Source organism: Pseudomonas sp. GL_091 (assembly GCF_057837725.1).
This window is the reverse complement of the sequence record NZ_CM174451.1, coordinates 4,571,690-4,595,998: the sequence shown is the minus strand read 5'-3', so window position 1 is coordinate 4,595,998 and position 24,309 is coordinate 4,571,690. Positions and strand designations below refer to the sequence as shown.

Annotated in this window: 26 protein-coding genes; 13 read left to right on the top strand and 13 right to left on the bottom strand. The window is 61.5% G+C overall.

Going from position 1 to position 24,309, the window contains the following annotated elements:
• Window positions 1–68: 68 nt before the first annotated feature.
• Window positions 69–1,181, top strand: coding sequence for a succinylglutamate desuccinylase/aspartoacylase family protein (locus AC3ITY_RS20860; protein ID WP_489304657.1), 1,113 nt, complete (start codon window positions 69–71; stop codon window positions 1,179–1,181).
• A 201-nt stretch (window positions 1,182–1,382) separates the two neighbouring features.
• Window positions 1,383–2,099 carry an alpha/beta hydrolase gene (locus AC3ITY_RS20855; RefSeq protein ID WP_489304655.1) on the top strand — a complete coding sequence of 239 codons (717 nt, stop codon included), beginning with the start codon at window positions 1,383–1,385 and terminating at the stop codon, window positions 2,097–2,099.
• Between the two features lie 3 nt (window positions 2,100–2,102).
• Here AC3ITY_RS20855 and AC3ITY_RS20850 read toward each other — a convergent pair whose 3' ends face one another.
• The 4 genes from AC3ITY_RS20850 to AC3ITY_RS20835 form a co-directional block, all read right to left on the bottom strand.
• Window positions 2,103–2,669, bottom strand: coding sequence for a DcrB/PsbP domain-containing protein (locus tag AC3ITY_RS20850; protein WP_489304654.1), 567 nt, complete (start codon window positions 2,667–2,669; stop codon window positions 2,103–2,105).
• A 98-nt stretch (window positions 2,670–2,767) separates the two neighbouring features.
• A complete protein-coding gene (locus AC3ITY_RS20845) occupies window positions 2,768–3,094 on the bottom strand; it encodes a putative quinol monooxygenase (protein ID WP_489304653.1) in 327 nt (108 codons plus the stop codon).
• Between the two features lie 31 nt (window positions 3,095–3,125).
• The gene (locus AC3ITY_RS20840) at window positions 3,126–3,797 is read right to left on the bottom strand and encodes a glutathione S-transferase family protein (RefSeq protein WP_489304652.1); all 672 of its coding nucleotides are present in this window, start codon (window positions 3,795–3,797) and stop codon (window positions 3,126–3,128) included.
• A gap of 97 nt (window positions 3,798–3,894) precedes the next feature.
• Window positions 3,895–4,701, bottom strand: coding sequence for a hypothetical protein (locus tag AC3ITY_RS20835; RefSeq protein WP_489310962.1), 807 nt, complete (start codon window positions 4,699–4,701; stop codon window positions 3,895–3,897).
• A 166-nt stretch (window positions 4,702–4,867) separates the two neighbouring features.
• On the opposite strand from AC3ITY_RS20835, the gene AC3ITY_RS20830 reads away from it, so the two are divergent.
• Window positions 4,868–5,398, top strand: a complete 531-nt coding sequence (locus tag AC3ITY_RS20830; protein ID WP_223459833.1) for a chalcone isomerase family protein — start codon at window positions 4,868–4,870, stop codon at window positions 5,396–5,398.
• Window positions 5,399–5,584: 186 nt separating this feature from the next.
• Here AC3ITY_RS20830 and AC3ITY_RS20825 read toward each other — a convergent pair whose 3' ends face one another.
• From AC3ITY_RS20825 to AC3ITY_RS20815, 3 genes are read right to left on the bottom strand one after another with little or no spacing between them, the layout of a single operon-like run.
• The gene (locus AC3ITY_RS20825; RefSeq protein WP_223459831.1) at window positions 5,585–6,766 is read right to left on the bottom strand and encodes an acetyl-CoA C-acetyltransferase; all 1,182 of its coding nucleotides are present in this window, start codon (window positions 6,764–6,766) and stop codon (window positions 5,585–5,587) included.
• 11 nt (window positions 6,767–6,777) lie between these two features.
• A complete protein-coding gene (locus AC3ITY_RS20820; protein WP_008026717.1) occupies window positions 6,778–7,443 on the bottom strand; it encodes a CoA transferase subunit B in 666 nt (221 codons plus the stop codon).
• 36 nt (window positions 7,444–7,479) lie between these two features.
• Window positions 7,480–8,178, bottom strand: coding sequence for a CoA transferase subunit A (locus tag AC3ITY_RS20815; protein WP_046043267.1), 699 nt, complete (start codon window positions 8,176–8,178; stop codon window positions 7,480–7,482).
• Window positions 8,179–8,353: 175 nt separating this feature from the next.
• Here AC3ITY_RS20815 and AC3ITY_RS20810 point away from each other — a divergent pair, with 175 nt between their 5' ends.
• A complete protein-coding gene (locus AC3ITY_RS20810) occupies window positions 8,354–9,256 on the top strand; it encodes a LysR family transcriptional regulator (RefSeq protein WP_489304651.1) in 903 nt (300 codons plus the stop codon).
• Window positions 9,257–9,294: 38 nt separating this feature from the next.
• Here the strand turns inward: AC3ITY_RS20810 and AC3ITY_RS20805 are convergent, their stop codons facing one another.
• Both AC3ITY_RS20805 and AC3ITY_RS20800 read right to left on the bottom strand, forming a co-directional pair.
• Window positions 9,295–10,137, bottom strand: a complete 843-nt coding sequence (locus AC3ITY_RS20805) for an NAD-dependent protein deacetylase (protein WP_489304650.1) — start codon at window positions 10,135–10,137, stop codon at window positions 9,295–9,297.
• A 122-nt stretch (window positions 10,138–10,259) separates the two neighbouring features.
• Complete coding sequence (locus AC3ITY_RS20800; protein ID WP_489310961.1) at window positions 10,260–11,306, bottom strand: class I SAM-dependent methyltransferase; 1,047 nt, start codon at window positions 11,304–11,306, stop codon at window positions 10,260–10,262.
• 411 nt (window positions 11,307–11,717) lie between these two features.
• On the opposite strand from AC3ITY_RS20800, the gene AC3ITY_RS20795 reads away from it, so the two are divergent.
• The 4 genes from AC3ITY_RS20795 to AC3ITY_RS20780 all read left to right on the top strand — a co-directional run bounded on the left by AC3ITY_RS20795 (window position 11,718) and on the right by AC3ITY_RS20780 (window position 16,304).
• A complete protein-coding gene (locus AC3ITY_RS20795) occupies window positions 11,718–13,052 on the top strand; it encodes an acetamidase/formamidase family protein (RefSeq protein ID WP_489304648.1) in 1,335 nt (444 codons plus the stop codon).
• 171 nt (window positions 13,053–13,223) lie between these two features.
• On the top strand, window positions 13,224–14,054 hold the full coding sequence (locus AC3ITY_RS20790; RefSeq protein ID WP_489304647.1) for an HvfB family MNIO-type RiPP peptide maturase: 831 nt from the start codon (window positions 13,224–13,226) through the stop codon (window positions 14,052–14,054).
• 3 nt (window positions 14,055–14,057) lie between these two features.
• On the top strand, window positions 14,058–14,804 hold the full coding sequence (locus AC3ITY_RS20785; RefSeq protein WP_489304646.1) for an HvfC family RiPP maturation protein: 747 nt from the start codon (window positions 14,058–14,060) through the stop codon (window positions 14,802–14,804).
• 195 nt (window positions 14,805–14,999) lie between these two features.
• Window positions 15,000–16,304 carry an IS4 family transposase gene (locus AC3ITY_RS20780; protein ID WP_489304645.1) on the top strand — a complete coding sequence of 435 codons (1,305 nt, stop codon included), beginning with the start codon at window positions 15,000–15,002 and terminating at the stop codon, window positions 16,302–16,304.
• An 894-nt stretch (window positions 16,305–17,198) separates the two neighbouring features.
• Here the strand turns inward: AC3ITY_RS20780 and AC3ITY_RS20775 are convergent.
• Both AC3ITY_RS20775 and AC3ITY_RS20770 read right to left on the bottom strand, forming a co-directional pair.
• A complete protein-coding gene (locus AC3ITY_RS20775; RefSeq protein ID WP_489304644.1) occupies window positions 17,199–18,509 on the bottom strand; it encodes an ATP-binding protein in 1,311 nt (436 codons plus the stop codon).
• On the bottom strand, window positions 18,506–19,246 hold the full coding sequence (locus tag AC3ITY_RS20770) for a response regulator (RefSeq protein ID WP_489304642.1): 741 nt from the start codon (window positions 19,244–19,246) through the stop codon (window positions 18,506–18,508). Before AC3ITY_RS20770 ends, AC3ITY_RS20775 begins: the two co-directional genes overlap by 4 nt.
• Before the next feature lie 306 nt (window positions 19,247–19,552).
• On the opposite strand from AC3ITY_RS20770, the gene AC3ITY_RS20765 reads away from it, so the two are divergent.
• The 3 genes from AC3ITY_RS20765 to AC3ITY_RS20755 all read left to right on the top strand — a co-directional run bounded on the left by AC3ITY_RS20765 (window position 19,553) and on the right by AC3ITY_RS20755 (window position 21,483).
• Window positions 19,553–19,816 carry a DUF2790 domain-containing protein gene (locus AC3ITY_RS20765; protein WP_489304640.1) on the top strand — a complete coding sequence of 88 codons (264 nt, stop codon included), beginning with the start codon at window positions 19,553–19,555 and terminating at the stop codon, window positions 19,814–19,816.
• Window positions 19,817–19,864: 48 nt separating this feature from the next.
• Window positions 19,865–20,119, top strand: a complete 255-nt coding sequence (locus tag AC3ITY_RS20760) for a hypothetical protein (RefSeq protein ID WP_489304639.1) — start codon at window positions 19,865–19,867, stop codon at window positions 20,117–20,119.
• A 146-nt stretch (window positions 20,120–20,265) separates the two neighbouring features.
• On the top strand, window positions 20,266–21,483 hold the full coding sequence (locus tag AC3ITY_RS20755; protein WP_489304637.1) for a cytochrome c biogenesis protein DipZ: 1,218 nt from the start codon (window positions 20,266–20,268) through the stop codon (window positions 21,481–21,483).
• A 9-nt stretch (window positions 21,484–21,492) separates the two neighbouring features.
• Here AC3ITY_RS20755 and AC3ITY_RS20750 read toward each other — a convergent pair whose 3' ends face one another.
• Window positions 21,493–22,485 carry an AraC family transcriptional regulator gene (locus AC3ITY_RS20750; protein WP_489304635.1) on the bottom strand — a complete coding sequence of 331 codons (993 nt, stop codon included), beginning with the start codon at window positions 22,483–22,485 and terminating at the stop codon, window positions 21,493–21,495.
• A gap of 178 nt (window positions 22,486–22,663) precedes the next feature.
• Between AC3ITY_RS20750 and AC3ITY_RS20745 the strand changes: the two genes are divergently transcribed.
• Complete coding sequence (locus AC3ITY_RS20745) at window positions 22,664–22,933, top strand: DUF4242 domain-containing protein (protein ID WP_223457785.1); 270 nt, start codon at window positions 22,664–22,666, stop codon at window positions 22,931–22,933.
• Between the two features lie 45 nt (window positions 22,934–22,978).
• Window positions 22,979–23,791 carry a class I SAM-dependent methyltransferase gene (locus AC3ITY_RS20740; RefSeq protein ID WP_489304634.1) on the top strand — a complete coding sequence of 271 codons (813 nt, stop codon included), beginning with the start codon at window positions 22,979–22,981 and terminating at the stop codon, window positions 23,789–23,791.
• 129 nt (window positions 23,792–23,920) lie between these two features.
• Here the strand turns inward: AC3ITY_RS20740 and AC3ITY_RS20735 are convergent, their stop codons facing one another.
• A complete protein-coding gene (locus tag AC3ITY_RS20735; RefSeq protein WP_489304633.1) occupies window positions 23,921–24,307 on the bottom strand; it encodes a DUF488 domain-containing protein in 387 nt (128 codons plus the stop codon).
• Window positions 24,308–24,309 lie beyond the last annotated feature (2 nt).

The following is a 24,309-nucleotide window of genomic DNA, read 5'->3' as shown; positions in this document are numbered from 1 at the left end:
GCCATTTTTTTTGTGCAATCATTTTCAGCACAGGTGATCTCGCCGTTCTGACATCAGGAGTTCCCCCCATGCAACGCATCGATCACAAACTGCCCTGGAGCCACCTGGGCAGCGAGCGCACCCTCAGCGTGTTTCGTTATGGCGCGGGCACGCGCAAGGTCTACATCCAGGCCAGCCTGCACGCCGACGAATTGCCGGGCATGCGTACGGCCTGGGAGTTGAAGAAACGCCTGGCCGAACTTGAACAACAGGGGCAATTGAAGGGTGTGATCGAACTGGTGCCGGTGGCCAATCCCATTGGCCTCGACCAGCACTTGCAAGGCAGCCACATGGGGCGTTTCGAGCTGGGCAGCGGCAAGAACTTCAACCGCTCGTTCGTCGAACTCAGTGCGCCGGTGGCCGCGTTGATCGGTGATCGCCTTGGCAGCGACGCCCAGGCCAACATCGCGCTGATTCGCCAGGCCATGGGCCAGGTCCTCGACGGCTTGCCGCCAGCGGCATCGCAGCTGGAAGCGATGCACCGCCTGTTGCTGCGCCATGCCTGCGACGCCGACATCACCCTCGACCTGCATTGCGACTTCGACGCCGCGATCCACATCTACGCTTTGCCGCAGCACTGGCCACAATGGCAATCCTTGGCGGCGCGCTTGAAGGCCGGCGTGGCGTTGTTGTGTGAAGACTCCGGCGGCAGCTCGTTCGATGAATCCTGTTCTTCGCCATGGTTGCGTCTGGCCAGGGCGTTCCCGGCGGCGGCGATTCCACCGGCCAACCTGGCGACCACCCTGGAACTGGGCAGCATGGGCGACACCCGGGTCGACCAGGCCCAGGCCAATTGCGAGGCCATCCTCGGGTTCCTCGCCGAGCAGGGTTTGATCTCCGGCACCTGGCCGGCGGCACCGGCCGAATGCTGTGAAGGCATGCCATTCGAAGGCACCCAGTACCTGTTCGCCCCGCATCACGGCGTGGTCAGTTTCCTGCGTGAGGCCGGGGAGTGGGTGGAGAAGGGTGATGCGCTGTTCGAGGTGGTCGACCCGTTGCACGACAAGGTCACCACAGTGCAGGCCGGCACCAGCGGTGTGCTGTTCGCCATCGACCGTGGGCGCTATACCCAGCCGGGCAGCTGGCAGGCGAAGGTCGCCGGGCGCGAGGCGATTCGGGTGGGGAAGTTGATCAACGACTGAGCCAGAGATTTTTGCAGGCTGTTCGGGCCTCATCGCGAGCAGGCTCGCTCCTACATTGGAAATGTGCTCCCACAGGGTTTAGGTGATCCTTGTGGGAGCGGGCTTGCTCGCGAAGGCGGCATCAGCCACACCTGAGATGTTCCTGCCTACTGACCAGTGTTAGGCTCTTCCCCGAATCCTGCATTCCGTGAAGGAAGACCCATGTTGAAGATTCTCGCGCTGCTCACGCTCCTGGTATCCACTGCTGTCCACGCCCAAACCCCGCTGCAGACCGACTTGCCGCTCAAGTACCTGGAGCAGGCCAGCGCCGATTCGAACCATCAACCCCTGGTGATTTTCCTCCACGGTTACGGCAGTAACGAGCAGGACCTGTTCGGCATCAAGGACGATTTGCCCGCGTCCTACACCTACCTGTCGGTGCGGGCACCTTTGGTGATGGAGGCGGGCAGTTACCAGTGGTTTCGCAAGAAGGGCGAAGGGGCCTACAACGGCGAGACCGATGATCTGAAGTCCAGCGGCCAGTTGCTGCTGGATTTCGTCGCACAGGCCACGAAGAAATATCAAACCGAACCCGAGAAGGTGTTCCTGGTCGGCTTCAGTCAGGGCGCAATCATGTCCTACGAAACTGGCCTGCGGCATCCCGAGGCACTCGGTGGGATCGCTGCGTTGAGCGGGCGGATTCTGCCGGTGCTCAAGTCCGAGCTTCAACCGGATGAAAAACGTCAGTCGCTGGCGATTTTCATCGGTCATGGCGAGCAGGACAAACGCCTGCCATTCAGCGACGGCACCGAAGCCAACAGCCTGTTGCAGAGCGTGTCACTCGAACCGGAGTTCCACGGCTACCCCGGCGTCGGTCACAACATCAGCGCCGACGAGATACAGGATTTGAGCGCCTGGTTGCAGCGACTCAACCCCTGAGCCTTATTTTCCGCTGACGATCTGTTTGACCAGGGTTTCGTGGGCCGCCATGTCGCCGGGGCGGGAAATCACCTGGATCACCGCCATGCGAGTGCCGGATGCGGCCATCAGCGTGGTGGTGAGGGTCATGCCACCGCCTTGCGTGGCTGTGCCGTCGACCTGGCGCAGGCCCAGCCCGGTTTTCCGGGTCAGGGCTTTCTCGCTGAGCTTGTTGTAGTCGGGCAGGGATTTGTGTTGCGCCGCTTCGAAATCGGCCACGGTGCCGTCGAGGAACCCGCCGTCGTTGTCCTTGACGCTGACACCGTTGGGCAGGGTGTTTTCAGCGGCGATCACCACGGTCTTGGTGGTTTCATTGCTGTACAGGGTACCGCTGGCACCTTCAGGGCTGGCCGGCAGCGGGTTGGCGATGAAACCCTTGGGCAGGTTGAAGGTGAACTTGTCGCCGAGCATCGAGACTTTCTGGGCGGGTGCATCGCTGGAAGTGGCCTTGGCGGCCTGCGCATTCAAAGCCCCAAGGCCGGTAGCGGCGGCCAGCAGCAGGACAAGGGCTTTTTTACTCAACAATGACATCGGAATCTCCAGGGATGGGCGCGCGGTGGGGCGCGATCATCCCATGGAGGTTGTGATGCGTTCCAGTGTGCTCTACCGAGCGGTCACTTAATGTGCAGTCAAGCTTCCCGACGCGACGGATAACTCTGGATCACGTCGAGAAACTCGATCCGCCGCTCGCTGGCCAACAGTTCCGGCAGCAACTTCTCGTATTCCTGGCGGTACGGCTTGCTCAGGTGACGGGCGATGAAGTCTTGCTTGCTGCAGTTCCAGGTTTCGTACAGCACCAGGGTATTGGGCTCGTCCTGCAACTGGTGCACCCAGGTGTTGACGAAGTCCGGCTCGGCCGACATCTGGTGCACCACGTCCAGCAGGCGTGATTTGGTTTCGGCAAAACGTTCCGGTTTGGCCGGCAGGTAAACGATAAATGCGACTTGATCACTCATTTCATTACCCTCGAAGGCTGGAACCGGCGGGTTACGCCTGATTTTGCGGGAACAGGTTGCGACGGGTTTCTTCGTCGAATTCGGCCTTGAGCACCAGTTTCTCTTTCAGGCCGTGGGCACGCTGGGCGGCCGGGCGGGCGCTGATTTCATCGTACAGGCGCTTGACGTTCGGGTACGCCGCCAGACCGCTCTCGCCGAGGATGTAGGGTGCGTAGTTGGCCCAGCCCCACAATGCAATGTCGGCGATGCTGTAGGTGTCGCCCGCCAGGTACTGATGTTGGGCCAGGCGCTCGTCGAGGATGCGGTAGTGGCGTTCGACTTCCTTGAAATAGCGGTTTTTCGCGTAGGGCAGATCTTCCGGTGCGTGGTGCAGGAAGTGCACCGCCTGGCCGGAGAACGGCGACAGGCCGGTGCCGATGAACATCAACCACGACAGCATCTCGGCCTGGCCGGCAGCGGAGGTCGGCAGGAAACGCTGATGTTTGTGCGCCAGGTGCAGCAGGATCGCCTGGGAGTCGAACACGGTGGCATCGCCATCTACCAGCGCGGGTACCTTGGCGTTTGGGTTGATCGCCAAAAAGGCTGGCTGGTGTTGCTCGCCCTTGAAGGTGTCGACGCCGATCAACTCGTATGGGGTTTGCAGCTCTTCGAGCAGCAGGGCAACTTTCATCGGGTTCGGCGAAGGGTGGAAAAAGAATTTCATGGTGCAGGCCTCAGTCGGGTAGGGGGTGGAACTGAGGCTGATGTTGAAGCAAACCCGTTCGATTGACGTGCAACGTTGTTGTTCTACTCGTGCGAAATCATCGAATGGGTTTCGTTGCTTTGACGGTTCCTTCAGTGTCCGTCGCCGGGCTGGCTGGCCGCGCCAGCAGGCGTTTGGTCACGCCCAGCATGGCCACCGACACCGCGATGCCCAGCACAAAAGCGTTCATCCCCATCGTCGGCAGGGCCAGGGCCAACACCAGGCAGAAGGCGGCGAACGAGTACATGCCGGTGGCGGTGGCGCGCAACAGTGCGGCGGTGAAGGCCGCACCACGGGTTTGCTGGGAGAATACCGCCATTACGCTGCCCAATACCGGGAACACTGCCAGCAGGCCGCTCCAGCGGTCGCCGACAGTGCTGGCTAACAGTGTCACAACCAAGGTGAGCAATGCACCGGCCACCATGCGCAGCAAGAGCTTGTCGGATTTTGGCGCAGGGCCACTGAGCACCGGTTGCACGGTGGGGAACAGGTACGGTGCGGCGAGCAGCGCGGTGGCGGCGGCGCACACCGAAAACACCAGGGATGCAGGGATCAGCGACAGGACAACCGCCACCAGCGCCCAGACCGACAGCGAGATCAACAGCGCCAGCGGCCATCCGGCCCGTTGTGCGGCCTGGGCGTAGGTCACGCAAAACGCAATCATCGCGAACATGGCTGACAGCGCGGCGGTGGCCGATTGCGCGGCGAACGCCTGGCCTTGTTCGAGGGCGAGGAACAACAGGATCGGCCCGACCACCACCGGCAACCCCGACAACCAACCGGCCACGCTCGGCCCCCAGCGTTTGCCAGCCAGGGAAATCAGTAGCAGGAAGCCTGGGATCACCAGCAGTTTGAGGATCAACACGCGCACGTCTCCGACCTGTGTGAGGTGGCAACGGTAACATTGCATCGGATAGATTGCTTTATGTGTATGTGCATTTTGTATACAAAAATAGAGGCCTTTGAAAATTGTACGAAAGAGTCTATTGCGCATACTTTTTTTGGGCATCCCGCGATGAGGCCAATCTGCCATGAACCGCCAACGAACACCGCTGCGCCATGGTCTGTGGCTGCTTGTCTTGCTGAGCTGCCAAGCCCTGGCCAATTGGCAGGATTCGCTGCCTGGTGCGCAAATCCTCGGCAGCGGTGAGTTTCGCAAGTACGGCTTCGATGTCTACAGCGCACGGCTCTGGAGTACTTCGCGGCCCCTGGCGGGCGATCAGCCGTTCGCCCTGGAGCTGATCTACCAGCGCAGCATTTCCCGTGATGACCTGGTGAACGCCAGCGTCAGGGAAATCAAGCGACTCGCCGGCACCTCGGTCAGTGCCGAGCAACTAGCGTCCTGGCAGGCGCAGATGCAACAGTCGTTCGTCGACGTGAAGGCCGGCACGCGGCTGACCGGGGTCTATCTGCCGGGGCAGGGCGCTCGTTTTTTTCTCGGTCAGCAGTTACTGCGTGATGTGAAGGACCTGCAATTCGCCAAGGCGTTTTTTGCCATCTGGCTCGATCCGCGCACCAATAATCCCGAGTTGCGCCAGCAGTTGCTGGGTGCGGCCCCGTAGACTTTGCGTTTTGCCGGGTCTGGCCCGAGGTTTGTGGTGATCAGTGGGGCCAAGAACGATGACTCGGTCTAACTGAAAAAAAGCCAGGCAAAAAAGAACCCGGTGCGACTTGCATCGCACCGGGTGTTTTTCCAGACGGTCACGGATCTTCGTGGGTCCCCGCACCCCCTGTTGAACGCTGTTGGCTTACGCCCGCTCGAGCGCCAGCGCCACGCCCTGACCACCACCGATACACAGGGTGGCGAGGCCTTTCTTGGCGTCACGCTTGAGCATTTCATGCAGCAGGGTCACCAGCACCCGGCAACCCGAGGCACCGATCGGGTGGCCCAGGGCAATGGCGCCGCCGTTGACGTTGACCTTGTTCAAGTCCCATTCCAGGTCCTTGGCCACCGCCAGGGATTGCGCGGCGAAGGCTTCGTTGGCTTCAACCAGCTCAAGCTGGTCGATGTTCCAGCCGGCCTTGTCCAGGCAACGCCGGGTGGCCGACACCGGGCCGATGCCCATGATCGCCGGGTCGACACCTGCGTTGGCGTAGGCGGCGATTTTCGCCAGTACCGGCAAGCCGAGGGCCCGGGCTTTGTCGGCGCTCATCAGGATCACGGCGGCGGCACCGTCGTTCAGTGACGAAGCGTTGCCAGCGGTCACCGAACCGTCCTTCTTGAAGGCTGGCTTGAGCTTGCCCAGGGATTCGGCGGTGGTGCCGGCCCGTGGCTGTTCGTCGGTGGCGAAGGACAGCGGATCGCCCTTGCGCTGCGGGATCAGGATCGGGGTGATTTCATCGACGAAGCGCCCGGCTTCGATGGCGGCCACGGCTTTCTGCTGCGAAGCGGCGGCGAACGCGTCCTGCTGCTCACGAGTCAGGCTGTACTTCTCGGCCAGGTTCTCGGCGGTGATGCCCATGTGGAAATCATTGAACGCATCCCACAGGCCATCGCTGATCATGGTGTCGACGATTTGCCCGTTGCCCATGCGCAGGCCGGTACGGGCACCGGGCATGACGTAGTTGGCCAGGCTCATGTTTTCCTGGCCACCGGCGATGATCACCTCGGCGTCGCCGCAGCGAATCGCCTGGGCGCCCAGGTGCAGGGCCTTGAGACCCGAGCCGCAGACCTTGTTCAATGTCATGGCCGGCACGGCGAATGGCAGCCCGGCCTTGATCGCGGCCTGGCGCGCAGGGTTTTGCCCGGCGCCGGCGGTCAGCACCTGGCCCATGATCACTTCATCGACTTGCGCAGGGTCCAGGCCGGTTTGCGCCAGCAGTTGGCGGATCACCGCGGCGCCCAGGTCCACCGCGGACACATTGGCCAGGGATCCCTGGAAGCTGCCGATCGCGGTGCGCGTGGCGGCAACAATGACGACTTCTTGCATGGAATGATTCCTCACTGGGCAGCGAACTGCATTTCCGGCACGTGGTCCGGCACGATCAGTTTACCGGCAGTCTTGGCGACGATCTCTTCGACGCTGACACCCGGTGCACGTTCTTTCAAAATGAACGCGCCGTTTTCGATTTCCAGGTAGGCCAGGTCGGTCAGCACACGCTTGATGCACCCGGCGCCGGTCAGCGGCAGGCTGCATTGGGACAACAGCTTGGACTCACCGTCCTTGGAGGCGTGAGTCATGATGACGATGATGTTGTCGGCGCCGGCAACCAGGTCCATCGCGCCGCCCATGCCCTTGACCAGTTTGCCGGGGATCATCCACGAGGCGATGTTGCCTTGCACGTCCACTTCAAAGGCGCCCAGCACGGTCAGGTCGACATGACCACCGCGGATCATCGCGAAGGACTCGGCGGAGGAGAAAATCGACGCGCCGGTACGTGCGGTCACAGTTTGCTTGCCGGCGTTGATCATGTCGGCATCGATGGTTTCTTCAGTAGGAAAAGGACCCATGCCCAGCAGGCCGTTTTCCGACTGCAGCATGACTTCCATGCCTTCGGGGATGTAGTTGGCGACCAGGGTCGGAATGCCGATGCCCAGGTTCACGTAGAAGCCGTCCTGCATTTCGCGGGCGACGCGTTGAGCCATTTGTTCGCGGGAAAGTGCCATTGTTGTTATTCCTTCATTCGGTCCGGGGGCAGGGGATCACTTACGCACGGTGCGCTGTTCGATGCGCTTCTCGAACGTGCCGCAGATGATCCGGTCGACGTAGATGCCAGGGGTGTGGATCTGCGCCGGGTCCAGCTCGCCGGGTTCGACGATTTCTTCGACTTCGACCACGGTGATCTTGCCGGCGGTGGCCGCCAGCGGGTTGAAATTCTGTGCGGTGTGGCGATAGATCACGTTACCGAAATGGTCGGCTTTCCAGCCTTTGACGATGGCGAAGTCGCCGGTAATGGATTCTTCCATCAGGTACTTGCGGCCATGGAATTCGCGAACTTCCTTGCCTTCGGCGACTGGAGTGCCAACGCCGGTGGCGGTGAAGAAGGCCGGGATGCCGGCACCGCCTGCGCGCATTTTTTCAGCGAGGGTGCCTTGCGGGGTCAGGGTGACTTCGATTTCGCCCTTCAGCAGCTGCTCTTCGAACAGCTTGTTTTCGCCGACGTAGGACGCCACCACTTTGCTGATCTGGCGGTCGGTCAGCAGTACGCCGAGGCCGAAACCGTCGACGCCGCAGTTGTTGGAGACCACGGTGAGGTCGCGAGTACCTTTGCGCTTGATCTCGTTGATCAGGTTCTCCGGGATCCCGCACAGGCCGAAGCCGCCGGCGATCACGGTCATGCCGTCTTCAAGACCTGCCAGAGCTTCCTCATAGGAACTCACGCGCTTGTCGAAACCTGCCATATGCACCTCTTTTATTCTTTGTGGGCGGCTGGCTAGCCGAATGGGATGGAGTGTCTCGCTGCAAGATTCATTTGTTAAGTTGTTTTTTAGAGCGGATTGATTGATAAAGCTCAATAATGTGCTGCCCCGTCCCTTGCAGCTTAGAACCTGTAGCTTACAACTGGAGCATTGCCCCATGACCGTCAAGCAGATCCGCGCCTTTCTGGCCGTGGCCCAGAGCCTGAGCTTTGCCGTGGCCTGCGAGCGCCTGCACCTGTCGCAATCGGCCCTGAGCCTGACCATCAAGGCGCTGGAGGAGGGCCTGGGCGGGCGCTTGTTCACCCGCAATACACGCAACGTGGCGCTCACCGCCGAAGGCGAATCCCTGCTGCCGCTGGCGCGCCGGTTGATCGCCGACTGGGACAATGTCGAGGATGAAATGCGCCAACGCTTCACCCTGCAGCGTGGTCGCGTGACCCTGGCGGCGATGCCGTCGTTCGCCGGCAACCTGCTGCCGCCGATCCTCAAGACCTTCCGCGCCCGTTATCCGAATGTCAACGTGACGGTCAATGACGTGATCAACGAGCAGGTGCTGGAGATGGTCCGTGACCGCCAGGTGGAGCTTGGGGTGGCGTTCGAGCCGACCCAGAGTTCGTTGCTGCAATTCACGCCGTTGTACATTGACCGTTTCGTTGCGGTGGTGCCCCTGGATTCGGCACTGGCCGAACTCGATGACATCGACTGGCAGACCTTGCTCAAGGAGCCGTTCATTACCTTGCAGCGTCCGTCGACGGTGCGGGTGATGCTCGAAGAGCATTTGCAGGCCCGCGGGATGAAGTTGCCGGTGGAGTTTGAAAGCCATCAACTGGCGACGGTCGGGCGCATGGTCGCCAGTGGCCTGGGCGTGAGCGCGGTGCCGGCCTTGTGTGCCGGGCAAATGCGTGAATTGGGGGCGCGTTGCATTACCTTGCGCGACCCGGTGGTGGAGCGGGCGCTGGGGGTGCTGACGTTGCCTGGGGGAGAGCTGTCGGCGGCGGCGCAGGCGTTGTTTGATGTGTTGAAGGAGGAAAACCTTGGGCAACGTGTAGCCATGAGCTGATCACAATCCTCTGTACTGATCACAGGGTACTGTGTTGATCAGGAAGAGAGACGTTCGGCCAATAACGGCAACAACCGCTCGCACGACCCCTCGATCTTCAAGTCCAGCATCTCATCGGCCCGGGTCTTGCCCAGGTTGATCGCAATCAACGGCTTGCCCTGATCCACCACCGCCCGGCACAAGCGAAACGCCGAATAGGCCATCAGCGACGAGCCGACCACCAACAGCCCGGCAGCCTGTTCGACGGCGGCCATCGCCTTGGCCGCTGTGGCCTGCGCGACGTTCTCGCCAAAAAACACCACATCCGGCTTCATCCGTTCACCGGCGCAATGCGGGCAGTGCGGGACCTGGAAGCGCGCCTCGAAGGCCGGGTCGAGCAAGGTGTCGCCGTCCGGCGCCTGCACCGCGTCGACGCCGGCCAGGTACGGGTTCTGAGTTTCCATCAGGTGCTGGATCGAATCGCGCTCACTACGCTGGCCGCAATCGAGGCACAACACCCGGTGCAAACTGCCGTGGAGTTCAATTACGTCATGGCTGCCGGCCTGGTCGTGCAGGGTGTCGACGTTCTGGGTGATCAACCCGCTGATCTGCCGCGTGCCTTGCAAACGGGCCAGGGTGTCGTGGGCCACGTTCGGCTGCGCCAGACGCACCCTCGGCCAACCGAGCATCGCCCGCGCCCAATAGCGACGCCGGGACTCCGGGGCGGAGAGAAACTCCTGGTACATCATCGGCTGCCGGCCCCGGCGCACGCCCTGGTTGTCGCGATAATCCGGGATGCCCGAGGGCGTGCTGATACCGGCACCGGTCAGCACGGCAAACGGCTGATCCGCCATGAGCTGATGGAGGCGATCGAGTTGGTCACGGGGCTGGCGGTCGAGCATGCCGGGAAACCTGTAGGAGCGAGCTTGCTCGCGATGGAGTGTCAATCGACATCAATATAGCTGACACACCATCGTCGGAACCCCGCCCGGAGCAAGCTCGCTCCTACAGATGGCAGCGGGGATTACTTACGCGCCTCCAGAATCAGGTTGAACGGCGTTTCCGTGGCCCGGCGGAAACGGGTGAATCCGGCCTCGCTGAACACCTTGCGCAACCGCGCTTCACCGGCCTGCGCACCGAGGCCCAGACCGACTTCCTGGGACAGCGAGTTCGGCGTGCAAATAAAGGTCGAGGCGGCGTAGAACAGACGTCCGACCGGGTTGACGTTGTCGTCGAGCAAGTCGTTGGCGTAGGGCTCGACCAGCAGCACCGTGCCGTCGTCCTTCAGCGATTCATAGGCATGTTTGGCCGCACCCACCGGGTCGCCCATGTCATGCAGGCAGTCGAAGTAGCAGATCAGGTCGTAGTCGCTGCCGGGGTAGCTTTTGGCCGTGCCCTGGAAGAACCTGGCCCGGTCGGATACACCCCCTTCTTCGGCCCGTTGGGTGGCAACGGTAATGGATGGCGCGTGGTAGTCGAAACCGACGAAGCGCGAATCCGGAAACGCCTGGGCCATGATCACCGTCGAGGCGCCATGGCCGCAGCCGATGTCCGCCACTTTGGCCCCGGCTTCCAGTTTGGCCACCACGTCGTCGAGGGCCGGCAACCATTCGGCGACCAAATGGGCTTTGTAGCCGGGGCGGAAGAAGCGTTCGGTCCCGCTGAACATGCACGGATGGTGATCGCCCCAGGGCAGGGCGCCGTTGCCGCGCATGGCGTTTACCAGTTTGTCCTTGTCATGGAAAAAAGACGCGACCACGCTGATTCCGCCCGCCACATAAACCGGTGAGTCTTCGTTTGCCAAAGCCATGGCTTGCTCTTCGGGGAGGCGGAACTGGCCGTCACGGTGTTCCATGTAGCCGGAGGCGGCATGGGCACTGAGCCATTCGCGCAGCAGGCGGGGGTTGCAGCCGGTTTTCTCGGCAAGGGTTTCGGGGGTGATGGGCTGACTGTCGGCCATCGCCCGGTACAGGCCGAGCTCTTCGCCGAGGATGACGTTGGCGAGCATCGCCGCGCCGCCCATGTCATTAACCAGTTTGCCCATGAAATCGTTGAGTCTGGCCTCGTCCATCATGTGTGCTCCTTCAGCAGGATCACGGTCCAGGGGCAGTGTTTGGCGAGGCGTTCGCCGCTGGGCGGTGGTCGTGGGAATGTACAGGGCACCAAGCGGGTCCTGTGTGCAGTAAGTTTAGTTCGGGCCTTGTACCGCGCGGCCTGGCGCGACGAAAGCAACGTTTCTTTCTGCCGGTACACGACCCTGTGGGAGCGTGATGTATCTCACTGTATCTCACCCGCCTTTCGATACAGTCCCGCGCAACTTCAGGCCCCAGCCGAACACAGAACCGATACAAACCTGCGATGAACTGTGAAGGCCGTTTTGGCGCCGTTAAACCGTGGCGGCCAAGACTCTTTCCCTGGCCGTCGCAACCGGCGGCCGTACGCTCGACTCTGTTCCGCGCCTGATGCGGTCAAGGGGACTTCCATGACAACGCTTGTGTCTCAACCCGATCCCAACGTCACACCCGTGGATCGACTGCGGGTCGATCACTACACCAACGGCATCATTGGCCCGAGCCAGCCGATGCTCGGGCCGTTGGTCGACGGTGGTACGCTGATCACCGGTACGCCACCGGGCTGTTGGGGGCCGATGATCACGCCCGCTTTCGAGGGCGGGCATGAAGTGACGCAACCGGTGGCGATCGCCGGGGCGCAAATCGGTGATGCCGTGGCCATCAAGATCAAAAGCATGCGCGTGACGTCGCTGGCGACTTCATCCGGGGTGATGAGCTTTGTTGAGGGGCGGTACAACGGCGATCCGTTCGTTTCTAAATTCTGTTCCATGTGCGGCACCGATCATCCCGCCAGCCATGTCGAGGGCATCGGCGCCGAGGCCATTCGCTGCAACCACTGTGGTGCCGAGGTCAGCGCGTTTCGTTTCAGCCACGGCTATGTGATTGTGTTCGATGCGCAGAACCAGGTCAGCCTGACGGTCAATCAGGACATCGCCAATCGACTGGCAGGTAACGCATCAGAGATGTCGGCGCTGCCGGAATTCGCCGCACAGCATTCGATCCTGTCCCTGGCCCGTGCCGACATTCCCGGTGTTGCGGCTCACATGCGGCCGTTTCTCGGCAACATCGGCACCCTGCCATCCCGGGACTTGCCCGATTCCCACAACTGCGCCGACTTCGGCCAGTACCTGATCAATGCACCGCACCGTTTCGGCATGACCCGCGAAGAACTGCACGCGGCGAAAACCGACGGCCACATGGACACCAACTCGATTCGCGAAGGCTGCGTGCTGATTTGCCCGGTTAAAGTTCCCGGTGCCGGGGTGTACATGGGCGACATGCATGCCCAACAGGGCAACGGCGAAATCGCCGGGCACGCCACCGATTGTTCCGGGGAAACCGAAGTGGTGGTGCAAGTGGTGAAGAACCTGACCCTGGAAGGGCCGATCCTGTTGCAAAATCTCGATGACTTGCCGCCAATGGCCCGGCCAATGAACGCCGAACAACGGGCAAGAGTCCGTGAGCTGGGTGAGCGTTGGGGCCAGCACGAGATCGAACAGAGTGGGCCGATCACCTTCATCGGCAGCGGCGAGAACCTCAACCTGGCGGTGGAAAACGGCCTGCAACGCGCCGCTTCCGTTACCGGCCTGCCTTATGACGAAGTCCTCAACCGCGCCACCATCACCGGATCGATCGACATCAGTCGCCTGCCGGGCACCGTGCGTGTGACGTTCCTGTGCCCGATGTATGTGCTCGATCGCATGGGCATCGGCCATCTGGTGCGTGAGAAATACGACCTGGCCTGACAGCCAGTGGCGGGTCTGTACCGCAGTGTGTATGGACTTGCTGGCGATACACACGCTGGCATTTACCGGCACAAGTGAACACAGGCCCGATACACCGCTTCGATTAACTGTGTCTGACGGCGGGCATCGATTCGGTGCCCGTACCCCCAGCCATCGTCTGAGATCGACATCATGCAAACCCCCGTCACTCCCGTAGCGAAGGCCAGCGTCGGCCTGGGCCTGCGCCGCGGTTTAATGAAAGACCTCCAGGCCGCACCGGCAGGCGATTTCGACTTTCTGGAAGTCGCCCCGGAAAACTGGATCGGCATCGGCGGTGCCCACGGCGCGGCATTGCGCGCCCTGGCTGAACGCTATCCGTTGTCCTGTCACGGCTTGTCCCTGTCCCTGGGTGGGGTGTCGCCGCTGGACGTCGGTTTTTTGCGGGAAGTCCGGGGTTTTCTCGATCACTACAACGTGCCGCTGTACAGCGAGCATTTGAGCTATTGCAGCGATGACGGTCACCTGTACGACCTGTTGCCGCTGCCGTTTACCGAAGAAGCGGTGCACCACGTCGCGGCGCGTATCCGTCAGGCCCAGGACATTCTCGGGCGACGCCTGGCGGTGGAAAACGTCTCTTACTACGCCGCCCCTCAACAGGACATGGACGAGGTGACATTCACCAATGCCGTGCTGCGCGAGGCCGATTGCGACCTGTTGCTGGACGTCAATAACGTCTACGTCAATTCGATCAACCACGGCTTCGATCCGCAGGCGTTTCTGGCTGGCATCGATTCGGGCCGGGTGGTGGCGATGCACATTGCCGGGCATTTCGACGAGTCCGACTCCTTGAAGATCGACACCCACGGTGCTTCGGTCAAACCGGCGGTGTGGTCGTTGCTGGCTCAGGCTTATGCCCGGTTCGGCGCACAACCGACCTTGCTGGAGCGCGATTTCAATTTTCCGGCATTCGCCGAACTGGTGGCGGAATTGCAGACCATTCGCCGCTTGCAACAGGAGGTTTGAATCGTGGAGAAGTCGAGTCTTTTGCATCAACAAACCACCATGGGCCTGTACCTGCGCGACCCTGAACACAACGCGCCACCCATCGAGATGGACCCGGCGCGGGCACAGGTTTATCGCGATCTGGTGTTCGCCAACCTGTCTTCGCTGCTCAGTGGCACTTTTCCGGTGCTGGTGAAGATTCTGGGTGATGAACGCTGGCGGTCGCTGGTGCGGATCTTTCTGCGGGACTACCGCGCCCGCACGCCGAAATTTGGTGAGATTGCTCAGGAGTTTGTCGAGTTTCTTGCGGCCGGGCCTCTGGCATTGAGCGATGGGCTGTGGCCGCCGTTCATGGTGGAGCTGGCGCATTACGAGTGGGTGGAAATGGCGCTGCAACAATCTGACGCCGAGCCTCTGGTTGGCGGTGATGCCGCGTTGCTTCTGGATCGGCACTTGCGGGTGTCGCCGCTGGCCTGGCCGTTGGCTTACGCCTGGCCGGTGCAACGGGTGGGGCCGGATTGTCAGCCGGACGTTTTACCTGCTCAGCCGACATTGTTGCTGGTGCGGCGGGCGGAGGACTGGAGTGTGAGGTTTTCTGAACTGAGTCCGTTGGCGTGGCGGTTGTTGCTGCGTGTTGGTGAGTTTCCCGAGTTGACCGGGCGTGAGCAGTTGCAAGGATTGGCGGTGGAGGCGGGGGCTTCGGAGTTTCTGGATGGCGGGTTGGTGTTGTTGCAGCAGATGCATGGGGAGGGGGTTGTTGGGGTTGTTTAATCTTTTTGGGCCGACCAGGTTTCTGAGTGGTCGAGTACATATCCGTTTCTTCGGTAACGGCGGCTTATGGTTTCGCCCTTACGGCCAGCCCTTTCAAGGTCTTCGTTTAGAATCCCCTAAAAACCAGTCAGGGTGACGAAAACGATGTGGGCAGAAGTTCTAGCGCGGTTTGAAAAAAAGACACCGGCCAGTGTCATGACGAAATTGATACTGGAGCAGGCTGTTCCTGCCGAATGGGTTGATCAGGTGTTTGAAGAACACCGTCAACGCCAGTACCCGCGTGAGCTTTTGTTTTCGACCATCGTTGAGCTGATGTCCCTTGTTTCATTGGGTTTGCGCCCTTCTTTGCATGCCGCTGCCCGGCAAATGGAGGGGCTGCCGGTTACGTTGGCGGCGCTCTATGACAAGGTCAGCCGCACAGAGCCCGCGTTGCTGCGGGCGTTGGTTACAGGAAGCGCCGAGCGCCTGGCTCCGACGATAAAAGAGTTGGGCTGCTCAGCCATTTTGCCCGGCTGGCAGCTGCGCATTGTCGACGGCAACCACCTGCCTTCTACTGAAAAACGCTTGGGGGCTTTGCGGCGTGAGCGAGGTGCGGCGCGACCAGGGTTTTCAGTAGTGGTCTACGACCCGGACCTCGATCAGATCGTCGACTTGCAGCCATGCGAGGATGCCTACGCCAGTGAGCGCGTCAGCGTGCTGCCGCTGTTGGCCCACGCCACTAAGGGCCAGCTATGGATGGCCGATCGGCTGTACTGCACGCTGCCCGTCATGCAAGCCTGCGAGGAAGCGGGGGCTTCGTTCATTATTCGCCAGCAAAGCAAACATCCACGGTTGATTGAGGAAGGCGGCTGGCAAGAATCTGTGGCCATCGAATCCGCAACGGTGCGCGAGCAAATCATCGAACTCAAAGGTGGTCACCGCTGGCGTCGAGTTGAACTGAACCTACAGACACCTACTGACTCAGGCGACACTGTGATGTGGTTCTGGAGCAACTTGCCAGACACCGTCAGCGCCGGGCAGATCGCCGAGTTATACCGTCGTCGCTGGAGTATCGAAGGGATGTTCCAGCGCCTGGAATCGGTGCTGGACAGTGAAATCGAAAGCCTTGGCGCTCCGCGGGCGGCGTTGCTGGGTTTTACCTCGGCGATCCTGGCCTACAACGTCCTGGCAGTGCTCAAACGCAGCGTGGAACAGGCTCATCGCGAGACATTGCCCGAAGGCTGGGAAGCTTCGATCTTCCACCTGACGGTACAAGTGCGTAGCGGATACGAGGGCATGCAGATCGCACTGCCCTCAGATTACCTGACACTTCAAACGACCTTAGAAACGCTGGCAACGCGACTGTTGGCGCTCGCCAGGAATATCAAGCCCAAGCAAGTGGCCAAAAGCATACGTGGTCCCAAAATCGCCAAACCCAAGGAGTGGCTGGACGGCAAAGCTGCGCACGCTCATGTGTCGACGGATCGGGTGCTTAAGGCCCATAAAGGGAAAACACCTTGAAAGGGCTGGCCCTTACGGCGACTCACTTTTTTTAACAAGCGCCTCAAAAAAAGTAAGCAAAAAAAGCGCTCGCCCCGAACGTACGGCCCCTCGCCAAGGCTCGGGGTTCCTTCGCTCCGGCATTCATCCGGGGGCATCGCCTCCGGCCGGCTTCGCTCGACCTCCTCTCGATGTGTTCGGCTGCGCCGAACGGCGCTGCGCGCCCACCCCCCGGATGAACGCCTCCACTCAGCCTGCCGAGGGGGCGGGTGGATCAAGATCAAAAGCTGCAGGCGAGCTAACGCTCGGCCTGATGAGTGGTGAAGAGCGACGCGGTGGTGTGGGTTGCTCTGCTTTTGCTCTTCTGTGGGAGCGGCGGTGCGGCGATCCGACTTGCTCGCGACGACGGCCTGTCAGCCGACTCAATTCTCACAGGCGAACGAACCCCGCGATCAGGCTGGCCGGTAGGCCGCCTCGCTTTTGCTTTTGCTTTTGCTTTTGCTTTTGATCTTGATCTTCTTGCCCCCTCGAGAGGCCGAGTGGAGGTTCTGCGCAGCGGGCCCACGGAGCAGGACCGGAGCGAGGGCATGCCGAGCCTAGGCGAGGCACCGAACGTCAGGGGCAAGAGCCCTTGGTTACTTGGGGCTTTTCCAAGTGACCCGCCATAAGGGCGGAACCCTAAGTGGCCGTTACCGCAGCAACGGATATGTACACCCACAAAATATTCATCGCCTGACACAAAGCCATCGCGAGCAAGTCGGATCGCCGCACCGTCGCTCCCACAGGGATCTTCAGTGGCCACAAGTCCCGAGTAAAACCGGAGACCCAATGTGCGAGCTTGCTCGCGATAGCGGCCTGACAGCCGACCATTTTTTACAGCTGGCCTGGCATTCCTCGCCCCCGAACCGAAAATTTCTACACCGGCAATCGCAACTCCGCACACAACCCGCCACCCTCACGATTGCTCAAGGTCAACGACCCGCCAATCGCGACCGCCAGTTGCTGGGCGATTGCCAGTCCCAGCCCGGTGCCGCCGGTGCTGCGGTTGCGGGAATTCTCAACGCGATAGAACGGCGCCATCACTTGCTTGAGTTCTTCCTCGGCGATCCCCGGGCCACGGTCGAGGATCCTGATCGACAGGTTGCCATCGGCCTGTTTTTCCACCCGTAACTCGGCGGCACCGGCAAACTTCAATGCGTTGTCCGTCAGGTTGACCAGCACCCGGCGCAAGGCGTGGGGGCGGGTGTCGATGACGGCTGCGCTCTTGCCTGTGAGCTGAACGTCCTTGCCCACGTCCTGATAGTCGAACACCAGGCTGTCGAGGAACGAGTCGAGGTCGGTGCGGCGGCTTTCTTCGGTGGCGCCGTGGATGCTGCGGGCGTAGGCCACGCCTTCGCGTACCAGGTGCTCCATCTCGCTCAGGTCGTTCCACAGTTTGTCTTTTTCACTGGAGTCGTCCATGAATTCGGCGCGCAGTTTCATGCGGGTGATCGGGGTTTGCAGGTCGTGGGAAATCGCCGCGAGCAGTTGCATGCGTTCCTTCAGGTACGCCGCGATGCGTGCCTGCATCGAGTTGAAGGCCCTGGCGGCGTGGGCGACTTCGGTCGGGCCTTTTTCGTCCAGGAGTACGGGGTGCGCGTTGGGGTCCAGGGTTTCGACGGCACTGGCGAGGCGGGTGAGGGGGCGGATGGCGATTCTCACCGCCAGCCAGGAACAGGCAAGCATCAGTGCCAGTTGCCCGAGCAACACGATGGGCAGCCAGGGCGACAATGGCACCATCGTCGGACGGACGTCGATGGTCAGAGGGCTGCCATCCGCCAGGTTCAAGTGCACTTGAAAATGTTTTTTCGGCCCGGGGATGTCGGTAAAGGTCATCGGGTAATCGTGGCCGATGGCGTCTTTGATCGAGGCAATGGCAATGGGCGCATCGGGCATGTCGGTGCGGATGGGCGTGCCCGGTGAACCCTCATTGAGCATGTAACTGTAATTGCGCCGCTCCAGTTGTTTGAGCCAACCGGCTCGCTCATCGGCGGGCAAGCGGTCGAGGATGGCAACGGAGGTGGAAACGTCGGTTTCCAGGTTGCCGAGCATGGTGGTTTTCGAGGATTCGTAGCGTTCGTAGTACTGCGCGCCGAAGGACAGCGCCTGAGCAAGGATCAGGCCGATCAGGAATATCAGCGACAGCCGCGAGGCCAGGGTGCGCGGCCAGTGCAGCGCCAGGGTCATGATTGATCGCCCAGGATTTCCACCGGTAGGGAAAACACATAGCCTTCGCTGCGTACGGTCTTGATGTAGGCCGGTTCGCGAGCGTCGTCGAGCAAGCGCTGGCGCAGGCGACTGACCAAAAGATCGATGGAACGGTCGAACAGGTCGGCGTCGCGGCCCTGGGTCAGGTTGAGCAATTGATCGCGGTTGAGCACCCGTTGCGGATGGTCGAGAAACACCCGCAGCAATCGATATTCGGCACCGCTCAGGGCCACCATGGTGCCGTCTTCATCGAGCAGGTGACGGGCCGAAGTGTCCAGGCGCCAGCGACCGAAAGCCAGCAGACGGCTGGCTTCGGTCACCACCAGGTTCGGCGGCAGCATGCGCGTGCGTCGCAGCACCGCATTGATCCGCGCCAGCAGTTCACGGGCAGCGAATGGTTTGACCAAGTAGTCGTCGGCGCCCATTTCCAGGCCGAGGATGCGATCGGTTTCATCGTTGCGGGCGGTGAGCATCAGCACCGGCGTGGCCTTGTGCTTGCCGACGCGCAGTTCGCGGCAGAGCACCAGGCCATCGTCTCCCGGCATCATGATGTCCAGCACGATCAGGTCCACCGGAGTGGTTTCCAGAAAAGCGCGCATCTGCCGTCCATCCGCCACGACGGTGGTGCGCAGGCCGTTCTTCTTCAGGTAGTTGCCAACCAGTTCGCGGATTTCGCGGTCATCGTCAACGATGAGGATGTGATCAACGTGATCCATTGGGCCAAACCTCTGGTAAATGGGGAATGCCACACAGTCTATCGAGCCTCGGCGGGCTCGCCTGTCGCCCTTTGTATTGCAGTGTATCTGGCTTGCCTGCGGATACACACGAAGGCAAAAAAGCCGATTTCCAGCGGTTTTGTATTGCTGTGTATCCAGGCGCCGTTCTGATACGCAGCGATTGATTCACGCCGATTCCCGACACAGACGAGATACCTCGCAGGCTTTTAATAGGTTCCATCGAGGCAAGCCAGACCGCCTCGGATCAACCAACGATCAACCTGTTGAAACCCTGAGGAACTCGCCATGAACACCAAGGCCATCTACGCCACCTGCCTGTTTGCCGCCTTGAACATCTGCACCTTGTCGGCCCGTGCCGAAGTCGATGTTGCGCCTAAAACCTACACCTACGGCACCCAACTGGATATCAGGAAAGTGGTGTCGCTGACCGAAGACGCTACGCCTTCCTGCGGCGTGGTGAATGCGCGGCTGACGTACCTCGACTCCCAGTCCAGGACCCAAGTGCTGGGTTACAGCAAGTTGGCTGACAACTGCAACTCGGAAAACTGAGTGTCGCGATCAACCACCGCTTAATCCATTTGAAACAGGAAGGACATCATGAACAACATTTCCCGCTACTTGACCGCCATCGCCTTTTCCGTCGCCGGTGCGGCAGCTCATGCCAACGCCGCTGTCGAGCAAAGCGCCTGCGCCAGCAACACCTGCTTCCAGCTCACGCCGGTGGCGGAGAAGGGCACCTATGGCTTCTTGGCGCAAGACGGTTCCAGTCGCACGCCGCAAGGGCAGATGCTCGCCGAGAACGGTTCCAGCCGCACCCCTCAGGGGCAGTTGCTGGACGAGCAGACCGCTTGAGAACACCCCCGATCCACTGTAGGAGCGAGCCTGCTCGCGAAAGCGATGGTTCAGTCAAGGATGTGTCGTCTGACCGGACGCCATCGCGAGCAGGCTCGCTCCTACAGTGGTGATGTGTTGCCCTCTAATGTGTATTAGGTGATCCCATGTTACTCATCGCTTTCCTGGGCGGCATATTGACCGTCCTCAGTCCGTGCATCCTGCCGGTCGTGCCATTCCTGTTTGCCGGAGCCGACCGCACACGCTCCTCGATCCTGCTGACCCTCGGCGGCATGGTCCTGACCTTTGCCCTGGTCTCCAGCCTGGCCGTGGTCAGCAGCGAGTGGGTGATCCAGGCCAGCAACACCGGCCGCCACGTAGCACTGGTGGTGATGGCGCTGTTCGCCCTGTCGCTGATTTCCGCCCGGGTCGGTGACTGGCTGGCGCGTCCTTTCGTGCTGCTGGGCAATCGCATCGATCCGAACTCGCGCAAGATGTCCGGGCCGCTGGCGTCGATCATGATCGGTGTCGCCACCGGGCTGCTCTGGGCACCCTGCGCCGGGCCGATCCTCGGGGTGATTCTCACCAGCGCCATGCTGCAAGGGGCGAACGCCGGCACCAGTCTGTTGCTGGTGGCTTATGGCGCGGGCAGTGCGCTGTCCCTGGGCACCTTGATCTTTGCCGGGCGCCGCCTGGTCAATCGCTTGAAACCGTCGATTCCGGTCACCGGCTGGTTGCGCCGTGGCGCCGGGGTTGCGGTGCTCGCCGGTGCGGCAGTGATTGCAACGGGGGCCAATGACCTGTTGCTGGCCAACACTTCCTCGGAAGGTGTCAGCAGCGTGGAGAAAGGCGTGCTGGAAACCGTGCCGAAAGTCGTCGATTACCTGGTCAGCAAGGTCAAGGCCGACAGCACCATGGGCGATGCCCAGGGCGCCATGCCGTCGCTGTCCGGCGCGGTGGATTGGCTCAACTCACCGGCACTGAGCAACGAGGCCCTGAAAGGCAAAGTGGTGCTGGTGGACTTCTGGACCTTCGACTGCATCAACTGCAAGCACACCCTGCCGTACGTGAAGGACTGGGCGAAGAAATACGAAAAGGACGGGCTGGTGGTGATCGGCGTGCACACGCCCGAATACGGCTTTGAACGTATCATCGACAACGTCAGGGCCAAGGTGAAGGAGTATGGCATCACCTACCCGGTGGCGATCGACAACAACTACGCGATCTGGCGCAACTTCGACAACCAGTATTGGCCGGCGCACTACCTGATCGATGCCAAGGGGCAGGTGCGTTACACCCACTTCGGTGAAGGCAGTTATGACACGCAGGAGAAGATAATTCAGCAGTTGCTGGAGGAGGCCAAGGCCAGCGCGCCAGCGGCGTAATCCGCTCGATCAATGGCTCACAGGTCCTGCCTCGTGGGTCATGGTCTTTTTCTCCTGACCGCGCCGCCACGCCGCCGGTGGCGCACCGAACTCGCGACGGAAGGCGCGGCTGAAAGCGGTATCGGTCTGGTATCCCACTTCTTCGGCAATGCGCGTCAATGAGCTGTTGCTGCTGCGTAACAGGTTGGCGGCGAGCAGCATCCGCCATTGCGTCAGGTACTGCATCGGCGACACCCCCACCAGTTGCTGGAAGCGTTCGGCCAACACCGATCTCGAGGTGCTGGCGGTGCGCGCCAGTTCGTCCAGTGTCCAGGCGTGGCAGGGTTTTTTGTGCAAGGCGTTGAGGGCGGCGCCGACGATGCGGTCGCGCACACCGGCCAGCCAGCCGGTGCGGCCTTCGCCCTGTTCGTTCATGTACAGGCGCAACACTTCGATGAACAGCACTTCGGCCAGTTTGGCCAATACACCTTCGCCGCCAGGGCGGGGCGAGCGGGCTTCGGCGAGGGCATAGCGCACGGAGGACTCCAGCCAGAGGCCGGCATCCGAGCCGCGCACATTGACCCGCACCACCGCTGGCAAGCCCTTGAGCAACATGCCCGCCAGGCGCGTGTCGCACGCCAGGTAACCGCACACCAACCGGGTGACCGCGCCACCTCCGCCATAGCTCAATTGCCGGGGGCGGCGCGCCAGCACCGCATCCAGTCGCGCACCCGTGGCCGGGGGCAATCCGGGATGTGAGCACATGCGATGGGCATCGCCCTGGGGGAAGATCACCACGTCGCCCGCACTCAGCAGCAGCGGCGGGTCATCGCCCAATTCCACGTAGCATTCGCCCTCGGTGATCAGGTGAAAGATCACCACCCGTTCCGCATCGGGCTCCAGAAACGGCGCGGCGGTGTCGGCGCTGGGCGACTGGTAGCACCAGGGCGCGGTGAACCGGGCGTTGATAAAGATCGCGCCGACCAGGTGCACGACGCGCAGGGTCTGTGACAGAGCGTCCATTGGGGTTTCCCCGTGGGAGGGTTCCTGATTGTGAACGCGCCTGCGCGCTACGTGGAATCTCCGGACGATCGGGCAGGGTTGGGCGACGATCGGACAGGACGCCGGCGCCCGTCAGGACGATAGTTTGATCACAGGGTGAGTGCCGCCCTGCCATCCAGAACAATAAAGAGAGGTTGCCATGCCTAAGTTCGTCATTGAACGCGAGATCCAGGGCGCCGGAGCTCTGTCGGAAAGGGATTTGAAAGCCGCTTCGCTAAAGTCCTGCCAGGCGTTGCGTGAGTTGCCAGAGGTGCAGTGGGTGCAGAGCTATGTCACCGGTGACAAACTCTATTGCGTGTACATCTCGCCGAACGAGGAGCAGATCCAGGAGCACGCCAGGATCAGTGGTTTTCCCGCCAATCGCATTTCCCAGGTCATGAACATCATCGATCCGACAACGGCGGAGTGAATGCCCGCCAGGCCCGATTCGTGTTTCAACCCAGAGACCGTCTCCATGAGTACACCCATTGATCTGACTGCCTTGAAAAACCGCCAGATGGCCTCCTGGGCCAGCGGTGACTACGCCGTGATCGGCACCACCTTGCAGATTGTCGGCGAGCAACTGGCCGAAGCCTGCGACCTGTTGTGCGATGAACGCGTGCTCGATGTTGCCGCCGGCAACGGCAATGCGACCCTCGCGGCTGCCCGCCGTGGCTGCCAGGTGACGTCCACCGACTATGTCGCCGCCTTGCTCGAACGCGGCGAAGAACGGGCCCGGGCAGAACGCCTGAACGTCTCCTTCCAGGTCGCCGATGCCGAAGCATTGCCCTTTGCCGACGGCAGTTTTGATGCCGTGCTGTCGACCTTCGGCGTGATGTTCACGCCGGACCAGCCCAAAGCTGCTGCGGAACTGGCGCGGGTTTGTCGTCCGGGTGGGCGGATCGGCCTGGCCAACTGGACGCCGGAAGGTTTCGTCGGCCAGATGTTCAAGACCCTGAGTCAGCACCTGCCACCCCCTCCAGGGGCCAATCCGCCCTCACGCTGGGGCAGCGAAGCCTGGTTGCACGAGCATTTCGACGAGCGTGAATTCCTGCTCCAGGTGACGCGCCGCACGTTCAATTTCCGCTATCGCTCGGCGGCGCACTTCATCGACACCTTCCGAGAATGGTACGGGCCGGTGCACAAGGCCTTCGCCGCGCTGCCCGCGGACGGTGCCAAAGCCCTGGAGACGGACCTGAGCGAGCTGATCAACCGGATGAACCGGGCGGGCGACAAGTCGCTGGTGGTGCCGAGTGAATATCTGGAGGTGGTGATCACGCGGCGCTAAGCGATAACAATGCAAAACCCTCTGTAGGAGCGAGCTTGCTCGCGATGGTCTTCCAGTCGCAGTTTCTGTGGCTGTCACACCGTCATCGCGAGCAAGCTCGCTCCTACAAAGGGCCAGAGTTAATGTCAGCTAAATGACCTTCGCACCACGGGCTTCCAGCAACTCGCGCAACACCGACCGATGACAATGCGCTTCATCCTCGCAATAACACCCCACGGCCAGGGAGGTCTGATGGGACAACGCGGCCAGCAGGTCCAGCATCTGACTGGCAGCGGGATGGCTCATCTCGGCCTTGAACTTGCGCCTGAACACCTCCCAGGCCCTGGCATCTTGCGCAGCCTTGGCCTCGGCCACCAACTGTGCACTGGGCGACAGCAGCGGCTGCCAGACATCATAAAAATCCCGACGGGCGAATTCGGCTTTCGGTACGCCACGGGGAGGGCGGCGTACCGTGCCCAGGCGCAAACCTTCGTCAGGTCGACGGGGTGATCCGAGTTGAACGATATGGACCGCCATGG

Bases quoted from the DNA above. Each gene is read 5' to 3' on its own strand.
- AC3ITY_RS20860 (WP_489304657.1), top strand. From the start codon at position 69: ATGCAACGCATCGATCACAAACTGCCCTGGAGCCACCTGGGCAGCGAG.
- AC3ITY_RS20855 (WP_489304655.1), top strand. From the start codon at position 1,383: ATGTTGAAGATTCTCGCGCTGCTCACGCTCCTGGTATCCACTGCTGTC.
- AC3ITY_RS20850 (WP_489304654.1), bottom strand. From the start codon at position 2,669: ATGTCATTGTTGAGTAAAAAAGCCCTTGTCCTGCTGCTGGCCGCCGCT.
- AC3ITY_RS20845 (WP_489304653.1), bottom strand. From the start codon at position 3,094: ATGAGTGATCAAGTCGCATTTATCGTTTACCTGCCGGCCAAACCGGAA.
- AC3ITY_RS20840 (WP_489304652.1), bottom strand. From the start codon at position 3,797: ATGAAATTCTTTTTCCACCCTTCGCCGAACCCGATGAAAGTTGCCCTG.
- AC3ITY_RS20830 (WP_223459833.1), top strand. From the start codon at position 4,868: ATGAACCGCCAACGAACACCGCTGCGCCATGGTCTGTGGCTGCTTGTC.
- AC3ITY_RS20825 (WP_223459831.1), bottom strand. From the start codon at position 6,766: ATGCAAGAAGTCGTCATTGTTGCCGCCACGCGCACCGCGATCGGCAGC.
- AC3ITY_RS20820 (WP_008026717.1), bottom strand. From the start codon at position 7,443: ATGGCACTTTCCCGCGAACAAATGGCTCAACGCGTCGCCCGCGAAATG.
- AC3ITY_RS20815 (WP_046043267.1), bottom strand. From the start codon at position 8,178: ATGGCAGGTTTCGACAAGCGCGTGAGTTCCTATGAGGAAGCTCTGGCA.
- AC3ITY_RS20810 (WP_489304651.1), top strand. From the start codon at position 8,354: ATGACCGTCAAGCAGATCCGCGCCTTTCTGGCCGTGGCCCAGAGCCTG.
- AC3ITY_RS20805 (WP_489304650.1), bottom strand. From the start codon at position 10,137: ATGCTCGACCGCCAGCCCCGTGACCAACTCGATCGCCTCCATCAGCTC.
- AC3ITY_RS20800 (WP_489310961.1), bottom strand. From the start codon at position 11,306: ATGGACGAGGCCAGACTCAACGATTTCATGGGCAAACTGGTTAATGAC.
- AC3ITY_RS20795 (WP_489304648.1), top strand. From the start codon at position 11,718: ATGACAACGCTTGTGTCTCAACCCGATCCCAACGTCACACCCGTGGAT.
- AC3ITY_RS20790 (WP_489304647.1), top strand. From the start codon at position 13,224: ATGCAAACCCCCGTCACTCCCGTAGCGAAGGCCAGCGTCGGCCTGGGC.
- AC3ITY_RS20780 (WP_489304645.1), top strand. From the start codon at position 15,000: ATGACGAAATTGATACTGGAGCAGGCTGTTCCTGCCGAATGGGTTGAT.
- AC3ITY_RS20775 (WP_489304644.1), bottom strand. From the start codon at position 18,509: ATGACCCTGGCGCTGCACTGGCCGCGCACCCTGGCCTCGCGGCTGTCG.
- AC3ITY_RS20770 (WP_489304642.1), bottom strand. From the start codon at position 19,246: ATGGATCACGTTGATCACATCCTCATCGTTGACGATGACCGCGAAATC.
- AC3ITY_RS20765 (WP_489304640.1), top strand. From the start codon at position 19,553: ATGAACACCAAGGCCATCTACGCCACCTGCCTGTTTGCCGCCTTGAAC.
- AC3ITY_RS20760 (WP_489304639.1), top strand. From the start codon at position 19,865: ATGAACAACATTTCCCGCTACTTGACCGCCATCGCCTTTTCCGTCGCC.
- AC3ITY_RS20755 (WP_489304637.1), top strand. From the start codon at position 20,266: ATGTTACTCATCGCTTTCCTGGGCGGCATATTGACCGTCCTCAGTCCG.
- AC3ITY_RS20750 (WP_489304635.1), bottom strand. From the start codon at position 22,485: ATGGACGCTCTGTCACAGACCCTGCGCGTCGTGCACCTGGTCGGCGCG.
- AC3ITY_RS20745 (WP_223457785.1), top strand. From the start codon at position 22,664: ATGCCTAAGTTCGTCATTGAACGCGAGATCCAGGGCGCCGGAGCTCTG.
- AC3ITY_RS20740 (WP_489304634.1), top strand. From the start codon at position 22,979: ATGAGTACACCCATTGATCTGACTGCCTTGAAAAACCGCCAGATGGCC.
- AC3ITY_RS20735 (WP_489304633.1), bottom strand. From the start codon at position 24,307: ATGGCGGTCCATATCGTTCAACTCGGATCACCCCGTCGACCTGACGAA.